Genomic DNA, 15,277 nt, shown 5'->3' with positions numbered 1-15,277 from the left:
CGTTAGCAGTCTCACAAGGCCTGCTGACCTACCGCTCGCATGATCAAAATAAAACACTGGTTAGCGCTTAAAAGTTTCACCAGTTTGAACATTGAGATAAATCTTATTATCTTGTTTTAAACCACCACAATAAATAAAGTACACATCGCTACTTTGATACGTTACTGATTTGACCCAGCCACCCAACTCCTCAAAATCACCAGGTTTACAATCACCAGCTTTCATCAGCGTATCAATTGCAGTGCGAAACCTCGTTAGATGCAGCTTTAAATCATCAGATTTAACTAGGTATGAATCTAATATTTCGATTTTTTCTTCATCAGAAATAATCACTTCTTCTGTCACTAGACCATCTAGAGATACCCATTGAGCGATTTCCATCCCTCCCTCTTCAAAAACAATATAATCAGAAATTCGAGCCCAACCATTTTGCTTTTCAAGTACCTCAACATACTCGCCTTTGTATAAGAAGCCCTCTATCAGCCCATCGTCATTAGGCTTATCTACTACCGGGATTTTTCTTTCCATAACGTAGAAATCTGTTTGTTCAACCGGAACAGATAAGTCCATGGTAGGCTCTAAAGGCTCCATTTGCCCTTGCTCATCGGCTAATTCATCAGTTTCAGCTGTTTCTTGCTCAACGGCTTCTTCCTGCATAAAAAAGAAATAATAACCAGCACCTGCTCCACCAAGTATCAATAGAATTAAAACGACAATCATTATTTTTTTCATAGTGTAAGTTAACTCATTAGACTTTCGGTACTCTTTGAGTGTACAGCAACTTTTCTTATCCCTCACCTATACTCTATTAAGCATCCTTATAAAAGGCACTTCACCTTATGGCAGCTTCAGTTTTTTATTCTTATGCTTTTAGCTTTTTTTTACTTTTCTGGAGCACAGGAAGTTTCGCTGACCACTGTGAGCATGAGAACTGGGACGTTTTGCGACACAAACATATCACGGCAGAGAACTGGTACAATTCCAAAACACATCAGTTCAATCAAATGCTTGAGTATTACAATGCCCAAGTATTTATAACTAAAGAATTTAGTGAAGAAGAACTGATGACGCTATGGGCCCCACACAAAGATCTTTTTCACAGGCAGTTACACCAGCAAATCGAAAATGCGCATTATCTTTCCAATTCATTGTTACATCAAACCACTCTGGTAGCACAACAAGTCGATACCATTTCCGGTTTGATACTCGCATGGAAAAGAATGTCTATTCATTGTGAAAACCAAGGTTCAACGTCGAATTATAAAGCCGCTTTACATTACATAAATGCGTCACAATCATTAACTCAAGATCTAAATAAGCTCAAAAAAAAGTATCACTCTCTTAGCCAGCAATACTTAAATGAAGCGAAATTGATCGAGAATTCAAAAAGTAATTACAAACTGAAAACGGCACATTTAGAGTAGTTAAGTCTAACAAATTCAGCTAACACAAATGATTTCATATAGTTACAAGATTGTAAGTTTCCACTGCTACGACCTGTTTGAATATCAGTCAATAATCGTAATTAATTGAGAAGTGCATCACAAAAAACATTTACTTAATGCTGAAATTTGTTATCATCATTATTCATATAACTTAATAACAAGAAATATTCTGGCTAGTTAATATGCAAAATACTATGGCTTTCAATCGCTTAAATAATACAATGTGGACACCAGAAATTAGAAGTAAACTTGTTTCTGTTGTAAAACACGTAGAAGAGTTTGGCTCAGTCAGTGAGCTTGAGCTATGTAAGATATTTGGTGAAACGATTTGGAATGACGGTGTTGATTATCATTCGCATGCATTTTCATTTCGAATTGATCAAAATACTGGAGACTGCTTAATCTCCAAGTTCAAATACCACTAATAGTTATTAATACATATAGAAACGGAGTGCATGAAAATGCACTCCGTTTTTTTATGTGTTGTATTGCTTTTCGATAGCAGTAACTTGTTTAATCATGTTCGGTATATTGGCAGAGCAGTATTACCTTTTACTTGGCGAATAGCTAAATGCGTATGGATATCCTTTACATTCGTTAGTCTTTGTAGCTTTCGGGTGAAGGTTTCATACGCGGTTAAGTCAGGGCTTACCACCTCTAGTAAATAATCATAAGCGCCTGATACAACGTGGCAACTGATCACTTCTTCCATATCCACTACAGCCAATTCAAAGTTTTCTATCGACACTTCTTGATGGTTATTCAAGCTCACCTCAACAAAAACTGTCATCGCTATTCCTACCTCTTTTCGAGATAAGCTGACACGATAACCATCAATAATGCCTTGCTCTTCTAACCGTTTTAATCTTCTCGCGCAAGGTGACGCCGATAACCCAACCAGCTCGGCAAGCTCGGCATTAGTCAAGCGTCCATCTTTTTGTAGTAACCGAAGAAGGTGTTTATCTATTCTGTCCACATTAAAACCCCGCATAGCTACCATTAGCTATAATCACCAATATATAACCAAATATTAACATAAGCAGTTAATCATGTAGGTAATACAAGTGATATTTGCCAATTTATTGCTAAGCAACTCATCCATACTAAAAGGAACATTTATAAATTAATGATTGAGTCACATGAAACTTGGTTACTTATCAATGCTTGTCACCTTACTCATTTGGGCAAGCTTTTTTCTATCCTTAAAAGGTGGGGTAAATTCGAATCTTACTCCTGCAGATATTGCACTTACTCGGTTTTGTGTACCTGCATTACTTTTGCTGCCTTTAGTTTGGCGTGCTAGACACCAAATTTTATCCGTCCCTAAATACTATTTGGTTGGAATGTTTATTGGCTGTGGATTGCCATATCTATTGGTCGCTGGTAGTGCAATGCAATATGTGCCGGTTTCTCACGGCAGCGCATTAATTCCAGGTACACTCCCTCTATTTGTTTCTGGTATAGCCGTCATATTATTTAAACAACCATTAAGCCAGCACAGAGTGTTTGGATTAACCGCTGTTTTAGCCGGAATTTTCATTTTTCTTTTTTCAAATATTCAACATGTCGAATCGAGTATTGACGCAGAATGGGACCAAACAAAAGGTCACTTGCTACTTTTACTAGGCAGCTTCATGTGGGCAACATTCACTATTTGTGCAAGAGTCGCCAATTTGAATGCCTTGGTAAGCGCTGGTTTAATATCTCTGATTTCTGCCGTTACACTCGTCACATCAATAATGCTAGGTCTATTACCCAGTGAGCTTAACTCTACCCAGATATCTGAGTGGCCATTTGAGGAACTATCGATTCACATATTTGTTCAAGGCATTGGGGCCGGTTTAATTGCCGCCTTTACTTACCTTTATGCAATAAACACATTAGGGGCTGAACGAGCTGCTGCTTTTGGTAGTGCAACTCCAGCCATCGCAACATTACTTGCAATCCCTCTTTTTGGAGAAACTCCATCCATCTCAGCTTGGATCGCATTAAGCTTTATTAGTATCGGTAGTTTGATTGCTAGCAATATATTCATGAAAAATGATGATTCGCTTACTTATCAGCCACCAGCGCACAAAGCAAAGACTTAAAATACGGAGAATTGCCAATGTTGCCTCAGCCTGAGGTAACCCAGTTAAGGTCTGAAAATTTCCTTTGTCACAATATTTTCTTTGTCTCTATAAGGTTCTCCATTACACTGGCGAGCCTTTTTTGATGTTATGAGAATGCTATGCAACGCGATTACACTTTAGATTGCTTAATCACCATGCCAAGACAAGATTTAGAAGAATTCAGTTTAAGAATGATTCACCGTCTTGTTCCAGAAGAAGCAATGACAGAGCTTTTTACATTCGAGCAAGAAGAAGTCACAAGTGATGAGCGTATGCAGTCAGCTAAATTCGATGCCATGTTACGAATGACAGCAATTGCACTGGGTGAAGTTAATTTGGCTTTTTCCGAGTCCGATAACTCTCAACAAAATATTGAGCGCATGACTCGCCTGTTACTTTGGCATTTTTACTCGATTTCGTTCAATTTAGAAGAAGCGATTAAAATTGAAGTGCACTGTAAAAAAGTAGAAGACATTTTAAAAAATTCGCCGACCGATGCTTTCGGTTGGGTTAAAGAATTAACCGAATTACTGCATTTCTACGCGAAAGTAAATGAAGATAACACATAAAAAATCTTTAGGACCAGTAGCTTAATTAATGATTTAAAATAGCACTAGACTACATGGCAGTGTGTATAAAGGCTTTATTACGAAAAAAGCAGCCATAATGGCTGCTTTTTTCTAATGCGGTTTTACACTAAGCATTAAGCGTAATTGGCATCCAGTAATTCACTAACTTCTACTTTGCTCACTTCAGAACGGGCTTCTAACCACTGTGCAACAAGAACTTGTTCTTCTTCAGTTACGCTGCGGTAGCGCTCTGTTGAACATAAAAAGCCTTCAAATAATTCTAGACCACCGCCACCAAAGCAAAGATCAATACTATCGATATAATCAATAAATTCATCGATAAAAATATCATACTGATCAAAGTCCTTAATCGATGTCGTGCAGCTGATTTCAAAACCTAAAATAGCAAACTCGCCCAAATAAAGCTTTTTACGTAAACGACGATTTTTGTTTTCAATTTTTTCTATTTTCATGTCTATATCTCTTCTAGGTTGAACTGCGCATTTATACACATTTCTTTGCCAATTCAAAGTTTTTCGTGCAGTTAGGCGTTAACCTTACCGTAAATTAATATTTAGAAACAAAACCTTAATCAAACCTTCTATGAATTGTCACTTTTCTCCTTCAACATCGCCCAAAGTCACAGTCAACTATTAAAATAAATAATATTTAGGAAGTCATGAGATGAGCAAGGAAACATTTGATAGAACACGATTTAATAAGAGTGCTAACAAACCATTTGAAGACGTACTTGAAGCCCAATTATCTCGCCGTAAGATTTTAAAAGGCGGTTTAGGACTAAGTGCAATGACCGCTTTTGGGGCTTTTGGTCTAACGGGTTGCAGCGCATCAAATGTAAGTGCACCTCTTGCTAGCCAACCTTCTCGCAGTTCTGCAATTTTAAATTTTGATTCTGTCTCAGGTTCACTCACTGATGCAGTTGTTGTACCTAATGGTTACACTGCACAAGTCTTAGTTCCTTGGGGAACGCCTTTAAATTCCAATCCACAACCGTGGAAGCAAGACGGTTCAAACAGTGCTTTCGATCAAGAAAATTCTTTAGGTATGCACCACGATGGTATGCACTTCTTTCCTTTATCTACTGATGGGAATGATGGTTTGCTCGTTATCAACCATGAATATATTGACCAAAAAGCCCTTCATCCAAATGGACCGACTTTTGATGAAGGACAACGAACAAGTGTTGATGAGGTTCGCAAAGAAATTAATGCCCATGGTGTGAGTGTTGTCCGCGTTAAGCTAGAAAATAACACTTGGATTCTGGTCGATAATGATCCTCTAAACAGACGATATACTGGGGCAACAGTAATGGACCTTTCAGGTCCAATAGCCCATACACCTCTTGTATCAACTAAATTTTCGACCGATGGAAGCCAAGCTAGAGGTACTTTAAATAACTGTGGTAATGGTTACACGCCATGGGGAACTTACCTTACTTGTGAAGAAAATTGGCCTGGGTATTTTATTAATAGCGGAAAGCAAAACGATGCGGAAGAACGTATTGGTATCGCTTCAGATAAAACGCGTTATGGATGGGACACATTAGCCGGTGATGCCCAGGAAAGACTTGATGAATTCACTCGTTTTAATACTACCCCTACAGCTAACTCTCATTTAGATGATTACCGAAATGAAGCTAATGGTCATGGTTACATCGTTGAAATTGACCCTTACACAGCTCATTCAAGAGCTAAAAAACGTACCGCGCTAGGTCGTTTTCGTCATGAAGGTTGTACGTTTGGCAAATTAACTGAAGGGCAACCTGTTGTATTTTACTCTGGTCATGATTCAAGGTTTGAATATCTCTACAAATTTGTCTCTGAAGAAAAATGGAACCCTGCAGATTCAAACCCTGCAAACCGTCTCACAACTGGCGACAAATACATGGACAAAGGGACACTGTATGTCGCTAAATTCAACGATGATAATTCAGGGGAGTGGCTACCACTGACGCTGGATAGCCGCACTATTGACGGTTTTACTCTTGGCAGTACTTTTAAAACACTTGAAGAAATCATTATCAATACCGCTGGAGCCGCTGATTTACTGGGTGCAACTCCAATGGATAGACCCGAATGGTGCGCTGTTGACCCAATCACTGGCACAGCTTACTTAACTCTAACGAACAACAATAAACGTAAAGAAGGTAATTCAGCGAACCCACGAATTGATAACAAATTTGGTCACGTCATTCGCTGGGATGAAGGGGCTGTACCAACCCAATTTGAATGGGATATTTTCTTATTCGGTGCTCCCGAGAATGCAAGCGCAGCTACCAACCGCTCTGGATTAACAGACTTAAACCAGTTAGCAAGTCCAGATGGATTAGCCTTTGATCCTCGTGGGATTTTATGGATTCAAACCGACAATGGCGCATCTGAAATAACCAATTATACCAATGATCAAATGCTTGCCGTCGTTCCTTCTACTTTGGTTGATGAAAATGGTAACAGTGAAGTCATTAATGCATCTAACCAAACTCAACTTAAACGATTCTTTGTCGGACCAAATGGCTGTGAAGTTACAGGTTTCACAATGAGCCCTGATTTGAAGTCTATGTTTATCAATATACAGCATCCAGCTAACTGGCCATCTAGCCAAGATGCTACTTTAATAACGACTGGAAAAGTTCGACCAAGAGCTGCGACAGTGGTCATTCGTAAAAAAGATGGCGGTGAAATAGCCGTTTAACAAGTATGGCAAACTAGCAAAAAATCGACTACCAATACTAAAATGGGCATAGTCATTGACTATGCCCATTTTATTAATCAACCATATATCTAATTAGGCTTGGACTTACTCAGGATTTTCAGCATACCAGGCATCTAAAAGTGACTTTCCATATATCACCTCAGTTTGCATATGCATCCATATTAAAAATAACGCGATAGCTAAGCACGTAAGATTAAACCAAAAGGTGACACGCTCTCTTTTTCTTACTTCAAAAATAGCAATCTGCAATACCACTAATGCAAATGGGTAACTCAGCAATAAAATCAGGAACAAACCAAGGTAATTCGAAATCGCCATTTCATCCAACATAGCGCTCTCCTAATAAAAACAACGAATTAGGTTAAAAATACCATAGGCTAACATTCCTATTTAGAGTCTATTTGTAAAATACGACCCATCGAGCATTCTGCTATCTGCTATCTGCTATCTGCTATCTGCTAGAACAAATTACTAAAGAACAGTTTGATGTGATCAAGTATTCGTTTGAAAAAGCTACCTTCTTCAACGGCTTCTAAAGCGACAAGTGGTTTACTATCAATATCTTCCCCATCAATACTATAATGCACGTACCCAAGCACATCACCGATGGCAATAGGCGCTTTGAGTTCTGATGTTAACTCCACCGAAGCCGAAAGGTTCTTACTATCCGTTCTTGGGATCGTTAAAAATGTATCGTCTTCTACGCCCAGTTCTACACTGTCACTGTCACCAAACCAAACACGCTCTTGCGCAATAACTTCGTTCTTAGAATGAGGTTGGACAGTTTCAAAAAACCTGAAACCGTAGCTCAATAGCTGCTTACTGTCCGATTCCCTACTCTTTGCACTAGAAGCCCCCATCACCACTGCTATCAAGCGCATTTCACCTTGTGTAGCAGAACTGGCTAAACTGTACCCAGCCCCAGAGGTATAACCTGTTTTCATGCCATCGACATTCAAACTTCTGTCTCGTAATAAACCATTTCGATTGTATTGGGTTATACCGTTGTAACTAAATGACCGCTCGCTATACAAGCTATAGACTTCTGGTAAATCTCGGATAATAGCTTGCCCCAATAGAGCAATATCATAAGGAGTTGAGTATAGATTTTCAGCATCTAAGCCATGTGCATTAGCAAATGAGCTATTTTCTAATTTAAGCGTGGCAGCCCATGAATTCATCAAGCCAACAAACGCACCTTCAGAACCGGCAACATGTTCTGCAATCGCTACACTAGCGTCGTTTCCAGACTGAATAATTAAGCCGCGATAAAGATCCATCATATCGACATGAGTGTTCACCTCGATAAACATTTTAGATGAATCAGGAAACTTCTTAGCCCATGCATTTTCACTTATTTGGACTTTATCATCTTTCGATATGCGACCACTTTTCATTTCTTGCCCAGCGACATAACTTGTCATTAGCTTGGTTAAGCTGGCTGGGTTTAACTTCTTGTGAGCATTATTCTCGACCAAAACTTTGCCGGAATTGAAATCAAGTAGGACGTAACCTTTTGCTCCAAGACTTGGAGCAGATGGAACAATAGTAGGAGCGGCATGTGCAAGACTTACACTTGCGAAAGATACTGCTGTGAAGAGTGAACATTTAACCAGTGATTTCATAGAGGTAAACCTAAATTGGCATTTGGATCAGTATAGCTAAAAGTCTGTTTTAGTAAGGGAAACTTAACCAACTCTTACGCTAATCTAACTTTCGTTACAAAATAAAAAGCGCGACCAAAATGATCGCGCCCATTTGCACCATATTTACCCGATAAGACATTTACGTAACTTATTAAGTTCCATGGAAATATAGAATTAATACCAAGTTCGGGAACACCTTATCACAATTTAAATTTAGCCATCTCTCGGTTCAACTCTGTTACTTTATCTATCACTTGATTCGTTGTGCTATCTGACGTCTGGCTAATGGTCGATACCCCATCAACTGATATCTCAACGCCAGAGACCAATTCTGTCATTTGGTTTGTAGCTGCTGACTGTTGATTGGCAGCCGTAGAGAGGTTTAACATCTGGTCATTAAGTTTTGTAATCAAGCCAGTGGTATCTAAGAGTTTAGTTACCGCCTCTTCGGTGTGGTTCGCGCCTTGCTTAGCTAAACCTTGGCTAAGTTCAATCTCTTTCACGACTGATGTTGTTGAAGACTGGATTGCATTTACAATAGAATTAATTTCGGTGGTCGATTCTGTTGTACGAGTTGCAAGCATTCTCACTTCATCCGCTACTACCGCAAAGCCTCGTCCATATTCACCTGCACGAGCAGCCTCAATAGCCGCATTAAGAGCAAGTAAATTTGTTTGTTCCGCCAATCCTTCAATGACTTCCGTCACTCGACCAATGGCTTCACTTTCTTTACTGAGAGCCAAAACCAATTGGTTCGCTTTGCCTATTGTTTCATCAAGTTCTACCGCCACTTGTCGGTTACTATCTAAAGCATCAGAGCCTGCGGAAAGTTCTTTCTGTGATGCTGACAAAGCCGCAACGGATTCATCTGCCAATTGCGCGGTATTACTTGCAGATTGCGCAACCTCGGTCACTTCATGGCTCATTTGCGAAATGTTGATTTTTTGGTTTTCTACTTGTGAGAGCGTCTCTTGGTTACACTGTAAAAGCGAAGTCATACTTGAATCCACTTCATTTGCTTTTGTCGTCACTCCAAGAACAATCTCACGTAATGAATCATTCATTTGGTTAATCGACACAGTCAATTGTGCCAACTCATCTTGACCAGCAACCACTAAGCTTGGTTGAGAGACATCACCTTGTGCGATGAGACCAGCTCGTTTCGCAACACTCGATACACGTAGCCCAATACTGCGTCCTAAATAGCGAGCAATGATAAAGCCAATAATCGATACCACCAATACTGCAGCCAAGAGCATTAGATTGACTCGCTCTAAATCTTGACGGATCCCTTGTCCATTTTGATCCGCAGCATTTTGTTGATCATTAACGATTTGGTCTAAATTATCTTCAAGTAAGCGAGCGTTTGGCACAACCACCTGCGCCATGTATGCATTCGCTTTATTCCATTCTGGAGATTGTCTCAGCCGAATAACTTCCTTCGCAAGTGGGAAGTACAGCTGTTGCATTTCATTAAACAGATTCCATAAACTCTTATCACTACGAGTCATAATCTCTAACATGGAATTGATTTCTTTAACCGACTTTTCATGTGTAGCTACGAAATCATCATACTTAGATAAGTAATCATTATTCCCATAAATAAGAAAATCACGCATCGCAGATAACGCATTTGCAAGTGATGAATAACTATCAGCATACAGCTTGAAGAGTCGCTTACGATCTGCTCCAAATGGGTTCGAAGCTTCGTCATTGATCAGCCCTTGTAACTGATCAAGTGCCACTTCGGCAATTGGTGCAGCTTCATTACTGAATAAATTATGAGCGGGTAAGTTTTCATCACCATGAGAAAGTGAACTTAATTCATCCAATGAAAGCTTAAAGTTATTCCATTGTTCAGAAACTAATTCAAAACGCTCGACTGGCAGTTTCGTTTCCAAAGTAGCAAGCGTATTTTCAACGTCTTGCGTGATACTCGAAAGTTGTTGTAATTGCTGCTCACCAACTGTTGCATCACTGCCAAGTAACATATAAGCACGTACAGTAGACAAACTTGCTTGAATTGACTGTCCAATAGCACGACTTGTATTAACCGTTGGTAAATCAGTATTTAACAATGAGTGGGTATGCCGTTCCACTACACCGACACTTCGGTAAGTAAAACTGGCAGATACGATAAATAGTACAACAAGAAACAAAAAGCTTAATTGCAACTTACTGGATATCGAAAGCTTCATCCCTGAGCTCCTTTTACAAATTTCAGACAAGATATCACAAGTTAACAAAATGTGAACCACCTCGAATATCCAATGTGATAATACTCTTACTAATAATAGAGTAATTTGTAAATAAGAGTAAAAAACTAATAACTAAAAGACTTTTAAGACAGAGCTCATTGCCAACGCTCTAACATTCCCCGCCCCACACATGTTATCAATAAGTTACAGATAAATAAAAAAGAGCAACTATCGTCGCTCTTTTTTAGTTTCTTTTATAGCTCACTCCCAATCAAGAATAAGCGTTTCTCTTCTTGAAAATTGATGAACATGGCTTTCAATAATTAATTGCTGTCTATCTAACTGAGTTTTATCACCCGAGTAGCATGTAATTATTAGTTCAGATTTTTTATCATCATATTCAAATTTTGAAACACCAATAGGAAACTCTACAACTCCCCTTTCCTCATCCCATGTAGATTTCACTTTTCGACCAAAGTGACGACATAATGTGCTTAAGTATTTCCCGGCGTGCGGAGAATGAATAACAACATGAGCTTGGTATTTTAGTGCGTCTAATTTCAAATCCATGTATACCACCTAAAATTGATATGCCAATGATAACTTGTAGTTACGACCTGGTTCGTAATCTTCAGCTAACGTGGTTCTTGAGTAGCCAGTTCGTGAAGCATGCGAAATATAAAGCTCATCAAACACATTATCTATGCCGAAAGTAACCGCGAGATCTTCAACACTTGATGGTCGCCATTGTGCATAAAGGTTATGAACATCGTAACCTTCTTTTTCAGGTGTTCCTTCAACTACATTATCTTCGTCAAGCACTAGGATTGAAGTCCAGCCAAACTGTGTGTCTAGTGAGTCCGATTGGTAATCCAGTGTTAAGGCAAAGCTATCGCCCATATCTGCACTTCGACCATTACCGTCTAAAATTGGACCGCCATTTGTTTTATCTTTATTTTCTAGCTGTGAGTAAGACAGTTTTGAATGGAACAGCTTGTAACCATAAGTCGCACTGACCTCTGCCCCTTTCGTTTCCATATCGCCAAGGTTATAAATTAAGTAGCCCTGCGTCGCGCGTTGGTACTCTTCAGTAATATAATCTTCAATCGTTGTTTTGAAAATCGTCAGGTTAGCACCAATATAATGGTCACCAACTTGCTTATCAAAACGAACACCACCTTGAGTATTTTGACCTGTTTCGGCTTTAATATCGTCAGCTAGCACCGCTACATCTTGATACGCGATGAACGTTTCTAATAATTCAGGTCCTTTGAATAATGAACGAGTATTCGCGAATAAGGTTACGTTGTCAGTTGCTTCCCATTCAGAACCTAATGACCATGTAATATCATCAAATGTCTTACTCCCCGTTGTTGCTTTACGCTCATAATCTTCAAAACGCACACCCGCGGTAACAAGTATTGATGGTGTAATATATAACGTATCTTCAAGGAAAATAGCTCGTGAAATAGCGGTTTCATCCATGAATTTATTGCCGCCATACTCACTGGTTGAATTCTGGTCAATGTAGTCTATGCCATACAATAAAGTGTTATCGAAGCTACCTAAAGCCAAGTCTGACTCAAATTTAGCATTAGCCCCTAGATTTCGGTTAGTTGCTGAGTTTTCGGATAAGCGATCAGTTGGCCAGCGAACGGTGATTTTTGATTCATCACGTGTGACCTCTGTTTGGCTTGAATAGACACTCACTTTACCTTTATGCGCTTCCCCTGTTAATTCATAAGAAAGTACGAATGTATTTCTGTCATATTCAGTTGGAAGTAGAAGATCTTGACTGATGGTTTCATTCGCAGACCCAGACATATCAGGTCGTGGGCTGTAATCGCCTTCATCCCGATACATGTCCGCACTGATTTCGAAACGATGGAGATCATTTGGTTCGAAGCCTACTTTGGCTAAGACATTATATACGTCCCCTTCAGCGCCAAAGGTTTCAACACCATTTCCATCTTCAAAGTTTCCTCTTGAAACCCCATGCCCATAAACAAGCGCATCAACCTTATCTGATAACATGCCATAAAGTGTTATTGATGCCTGCTCACTCTTATTTGATGCCGCACCACCGTAGATTCTTACACCGAAGTCTTCATCATATCTCAGTAGATCCATAGCATCTTTTGTTTCAAAATAAACACCGCCCCCTAAACCAGATTGAGCAACTGAGTTATTACCAACTTGAATATCTGCAGACTTAATAATGTCTGGGTTAAGCGTTAAATTGCCGATATGGTGGAACATGTTGGCATGTTGCGAAGCACCATCTAAACGAATATCTAGCTTTGTTTCTCCCATCCCTCGGATGTTGATACGTTGGTTCACGGAGTGCGTACCTCCAACATCAACCCCTGGAATGTCTCTTAATAAATCCGACATATGATCAGCTTGCTTTAACGCCATATCTTCTGCATATACTGACTCTGAGCTGCTTGATACCTTAGTGCCCCAAACCACTACTTCCTCAAACTCAGTTGATTCAGCATGTGCTGCACTATTACATACAGCAGCAATTGCCATACTCAGTAGTGCTTTTTTCTTCAGAGCAAAGTTGTTCGTTTCCATGAATAGCCTTAATGCAAATGATAATAAATTGCATTTATGGTAAATTCACTCAAGTTCAATTAATAGTTGAATATATTATGCAAAATCGCATAAACATAATGAGGAAAATGCGTATGCCGGCCGCTCATCAAAACAAACAGCGGAAAGAAATTAGTCGTGTTGCTTTAATAAAACGAGTTGAAGAAACCGAGAAACAATTGATTGTTGGTGAGAGTAATAAAAAACAATCCCCATTAGTGGAAGGCAAATTTGTTATATATAACAGTGAAAATCGGTTTTCAATGCATGGTGGAAATTGTTTAGAACTTGTAGATTCGGAGGTCGTTGCAACGGCTCAAGCATCAATGATTATCACCATATTGCTAAGCGGGTCATTGAGCGTTTCCTATGACAACCTGAAGTTAGATTTAAATTCTGATGAATCACCTAAAGGTGCAATTGTTAATTTATCTACCCCAGCATGTTTTCGTAAAACAATCACACGTGGTAATCAGTTATCAAAGCTCCATATCATGATTTCACCTATTTGGATAAAGCAACATACAGCACTGAATTGTACATTGCATTCATTCTCTAACATCGATCAGTCACATCAGTTACTGAATGTGACACCTGAAATTATTACTCTGGTAGAAAAGATTTTAGGTCTTCCAAACAGCAATGACTTCATCTCATCACTTCAGAAAGAGACTTTGGCTCAACAGCTCATCTTTGATGTTTTGAAACAACTATCGCCAGAGAAGCTAGGTAACTCTGAGTCAGAAAAGCAGCCTCTTAATGATAAAATAAGTGCTTCAATACACTATATAGAGTCACACTTAGATGAAGATATTAGCTTAGATTTTTTAGCCGACAAAATGGCAATGAGCGTTTCAAACTTACAACGTAAATTTAAACAAGATCTTGGAGTCACCGTATCCAGCTATATTCGTCAACGAAGGTTAGAAATTGCAAAAGTACATATTGAAAGAGGGACAATGACAATAACGGAAGCCGCTTATGAAGCGGGTTACCATCACCCTTCTAACTTCACAAATGCATTTAAAAAGTTGTTTGGAGTTTCACCTAAAGAGTTATACGAACAACACATAGCTATAAGTAATAAAGCCCTAGTTTAGCGGGCTTTAAATTTATGCGCTGTGATGTTTAGAATCTCTAACTTCTATAAATGCTAACTTAAAGGGAATAATCGCTAAGAGGAAAATAGTGACTGAGAGAATAGCTATGATTTAAATATGAACAGTGACTTAAATATGTGGCAAGTTTTTAAACAGCTTATTAATGAAATGATCCAATCGGTTTTTTGTCTCGCCGATTTCGTTGCCATTTTTTAGCGCAGCTTGAGCAAACGCCTGCCATTGAGGGACTGCATTATTAGGAACCATGATAAAGATATACATAGAACCTTTTTCTGCAAGCTTGCCATCCCCATCATAAAATGGAACGCCCGTAGATAATTTTATTGCTTCAAATATTTGCTCATCACTCAGAATCGATTCTTCCGTTAGGCCAAAACCGACAACCATATCACCTACCACATTATTTTCTTTTAATTGAAAGCCATGCGCTGATAGTTCTTTCTGAATCGATTGACGAACCAAGTCTGTGACTTGAGTTTGGTTGTATTTACTAGAAAGGTAAGCTTTATTTGACGTTGAGTGCCATGAATAGGTTTTGATACCTTTTTCCATGAAAGTGAAATCCCCACTCGTCACCACGCCATAATCATTCACTCTTGGTTTTTCTATTGTAGTACAAGCTAATAAGCTTAATGATAAACCACCTAAAATAAGACTCTTGTATATTCCAAGTTTTAATAGTTTCAATTTACATATATTACTTTTCAACATACTTCTTTTTAACGGTTTAACGCCTTCACTAAACATAAGCGATCCTTGCTTTTTCTCTGATATATATGAATTCTGTTTACCAACATATCCGGTAATTATTAACAGTGAAAACTTATTAAACGTTTGCGTAATCGCTAACCTTCAC

At 38.9% G+C, this 15,277-nt stretch carries 15 protein-coding genes; 6 read left to right on the top strand and 9 right to left on the bottom strand.

The genetic code is table 11. The features are described 5' to 3' along the window. Positions 1 to 60 precede the first annotated feature (60 nt). Positions 61 to 732 carry an SH3 domain-containing protein gene (locus tag OCU78_RS17120; protein ID WP_137374343.1) on the bottom strand — a complete coding sequence of 224 codons (672 nt, stop codon included), beginning with the start codon at positions 730 to 732 and terminating at the stop codon, positions 61 to 63. A 107-nt stretch (positions 733 to 839) separates the two neighbouring features. On the opposite strand from OCU78_RS17120, the gene OCU78_RS17115 reads away from it, so the two are divergent. Continuing rightward, on the top strand, positions 840 to 1,424 hold the full coding sequence (locus OCU78_RS17115) for a hypothetical protein (RefSeq protein ID WP_137374344.1): 585 nt from the start codon (positions 840 to 842) through the stop codon (positions 1,422 to 1,424). A gap of 203 nt (positions 1,425 to 1,627) precedes the next feature. Continuing rightward, on the top strand, positions 1,628 to 1,870 hold the full coding sequence (locus OCU78_RS17110; RefSeq protein WP_137374345.1) for a hypothetical protein: 243 nt from the start codon (positions 1,628 to 1,630) through the stop codon (positions 1,868 to 1,870). A gap of 92 nt (positions 1,871 to 1,962) precedes the next feature. Here OCU78_RS17110 and OCU78_RS17105 read toward each other — a convergent pair whose 3' ends face one another. Then, positions 1,963 to 2,421 carry an Lrp/AsnC family transcriptional regulator gene (locus OCU78_RS17105; protein WP_137374346.1) on the bottom strand — a complete coding sequence of 153 codons (459 nt, stop codon included), beginning with the start codon at positions 2,419 to 2,421 and terminating at the stop codon, positions 1,963 to 1,965. A gap of 163 nt (positions 2,422 to 2,584) precedes the next feature. Here OCU78_RS17105 and OCU78_RS17100 point away from each other — a divergent pair, with 163 nt between their 5' ends. Next, positions 2,585 to 3,535 carry a DMT family transporter gene (locus OCU78_RS17100; RefSeq protein WP_137374347.1) on the top strand — a complete coding sequence of 317 codons (951 nt, stop codon included), beginning with the start codon at positions 2,585 to 2,587 and terminating at the stop codon, positions 3,533 to 3,535. A gap of 140 nt (positions 3,536 to 3,675) precedes the next feature. Continuing rightward, positions 3,676 to 4,125 (top strand): exoribonuclease R, encoded by a 450-nt coding sequence (locus OCU78_RS17095; protein WP_137374348.1) that lies wholly within the window; start codon positions 3,676 to 3,678, stop codon positions 4,123 to 4,125. A gap of 134 nt (positions 4,126 to 4,259) precedes the next feature. Here the strand turns inward: OCU78_RS17095 and OCU78_RS17090 are convergent, their stop codons facing one another. Next, positions 4,260 to 4,598 carry a YggL 50S ribosome-binding family protein gene (locus tag OCU78_RS17090; protein ID WP_137374349.1) on the bottom strand — a complete coding sequence of 113 codons (339 nt, stop codon included), beginning with the start codon at positions 4,596 to 4,598 and terminating at the stop codon, positions 4,260 to 4,262. A gap of 211 nt (positions 4,599 to 4,809) precedes the next feature. On the opposite strand from OCU78_RS17090, the gene OCU78_RS17085 reads away from it, so the two are divergent. Further along, positions 4,810 to 6,837, top strand: coding sequence for a PhoX family protein (locus OCU78_RS17085; RefSeq protein ID WP_137374350.1), 2,028 nt, complete (start codon positions 4,810 to 4,812; stop codon positions 6,835 to 6,837). A gap of 105 nt (positions 6,838 to 6,942) precedes the next feature. On the opposite strand, the gene OCU78_RS17080 is transcribed toward OCU78_RS17085, so the two are convergent. From OCU78_RS17080 to OCU78_RS17060, 5 genes are all read right to left on the bottom strand, one after another. Then, positions 6,943 to 7,188 (bottom strand): hypothetical protein, encoded by a 246-nt coding sequence (locus OCU78_RS17080; protein WP_137374351.1) that lies wholly within the window; start codon positions 7,186 to 7,188, stop codon positions 6,943 to 6,945. 128 nt (positions 7,189 to 7,316) lie between these two features. Next, positions 7,317 to 8,483: a serine hydrolase gene (locus OCU78_RS17075; RefSeq protein WP_137374352.1), complete on the bottom strand. Its 1,167-nt coding sequence runs from the start codon at positions 8,481 to 8,483 to the stop codon at positions 7,317 to 7,319. A gap of 221 nt (positions 8,484 to 8,704) precedes the next feature. Further along, positions 8,705 to 10,702: a methyl-accepting chemotaxis protein gene (locus tag OCU78_RS17070; protein WP_137374353.1), complete on the bottom strand. Its 1,998-nt coding sequence runs from the start codon at positions 10,700 to 10,702 to the stop codon at positions 8,705 to 8,707. A gap of 261 nt (positions 10,703 to 10,963) precedes the next feature. Further along, complete coding sequence (locus OCU78_RS17065) at positions 10,964 to 11,272, bottom strand: DUF2218 domain-containing protein (RefSeq protein ID WP_137374354.1); 309 nt, start codon at positions 11,270 to 11,272, stop codon at positions 10,964 to 10,966. 9 nt (positions 11,273 to 11,281) lie between these two features. Beyond that, on the bottom strand, positions 11,282 to 13,282 hold the full coding sequence (locus OCU78_RS17060; protein WP_137374355.1) for a TonB-dependent siderophore receptor: 2,001 nt from the start codon (positions 13,280 to 13,282) through the stop codon (positions 11,282 to 11,284). A gap of 113 nt (positions 13,283 to 13,395) precedes the next feature. Here OCU78_RS17060 and OCU78_RS17055 point away from each other — a divergent pair, with 113 nt between their 5' ends. Then, entirely contained in the window at positions 13,396 to 14,400 is a 1,005-nt protein-coding gene (locus OCU78_RS17055; RefSeq protein WP_167494058.1) for an AraC family transcriptional regulator, read from the top strand. A 129-nt stretch (positions 14,401 to 14,529) separates the two neighbouring features. On the opposite strand, the gene OCU78_RS17050 is transcribed toward OCU78_RS17055, so the two are convergent. Further along, entirely contained in the window at positions 14,530 to 15,132 is a 603-nt protein-coding gene (locus OCU78_RS17050; RefSeq protein WP_137374379.1) for a DUF4136 domain-containing protein, read from the bottom strand. Positions 15,133 to 15,277 lie beyond the last annotated feature (145 nt).

This window comes from Vibrio gallaecicus (assembly GCF_024347495.1).
GTDB classification, from domain to species: Bacteria; Pseudomonadota; Gammaproteobacteria; order Enterobacterales; family Vibrionaceae; genus Vibrio; species Vibrio gallaecicus.
The sequence above is the reverse complement of the archived record's forward strand: the minus strand, read 5'-3'. Positions and strand labels throughout refer to the sequence as shown.

Bases quoted from the DNA above. Each gene is read 5' to 3' on its own strand.
- OCU78_RS17120 (WP_137374343.1), bottom strand. From the start codon at position 732: ATGAAAAAAATAATGATTGTCGTTTTAATTCTATTGATACTTGGTGGA.
- OCU78_RS17115 (WP_137374344.1), top strand. From the start codon at position 840: ATGGCAGCTTCAGTTTTTTATTCTTATGCTTTTAGCTTTTTTTTACTT.
- OCU78_RS17110 (WP_137374345.1), top strand. From the start codon at position 1,628: ATGCAAAATACTATGGCTTTCAATCGCTTAAATAATACAATGTGGACA.
- OCU78_RS17100 (WP_137374347.1), top strand. From the start codon at position 2,585: ATGAAACTTGGTTACTTATCAATGCTTGTCACCTTACTCATTTGGGCA.
- OCU78_RS17095 (WP_137374348.1), top strand. From the start codon at position 3,676: ATGCAACGCGATTACACTTTAGATTGCTTAATCACCATGCCAAGACAA.
- OCU78_RS17090 (WP_137374349.1), bottom strand. From the start codon at position 4,598: ATGAAAATAGAAAAAATTGAAAACAAAAATCGTCGTTTACGTAAAAAG.
- OCU78_RS17085 (WP_137374350.1), top strand. From the start codon at position 4,810: ATGAGCAAGGAAACATTTGATAGAACACGATTTAATAAGAGTGCTAAC.
- OCU78_RS17080 (WP_137374351.1), bottom strand. From the start codon at position 7,188: ATGTTGGATGAAATGGCGATTTCGAATTACCTTGGTTTGTTCCTGATT.
- OCU78_RS17075 (WP_137374352.1), bottom strand. From the start codon at position 8,483: ATGAAATCACTGGTTAAATGTTCACTCTTCACAGCAGTATCTTTCGCA.
- OCU78_RS17070 (WP_137374353.1), bottom strand. From the start codon at position 10,702: ATGAAGCTTTCGATATCCAGTAAGTTGCAATTAAGCTTTTTGTTTCTT.
- OCU78_RS17065 (WP_137374354.1), bottom strand. From the start codon at position 11,272: ATGGATTTGAAATTAGACGCACTAAAATACCAAGCTCATGTTGTTATT.
- OCU78_RS17060 (WP_137374355.1), bottom strand. From the start codon at position 13,282: ATGGAAACGAACAACTTTGCTCTGAAGAAAAAAGCACTACTGAGTATG.
- OCU78_RS17055 (WP_167494058.1), top strand. From the start codon at position 13,396: ATGCCGGCCGCTCATCAAAACAAACAGCGGAAAGAAATTAGTCGTGTT.
- OCU78_RS17050 (WP_137374379.1), bottom strand. From the start codon at position 15,132: ATGTTGAAAAGTAATATATGTAAATTGAAACTATTAAAACTTGGAATA.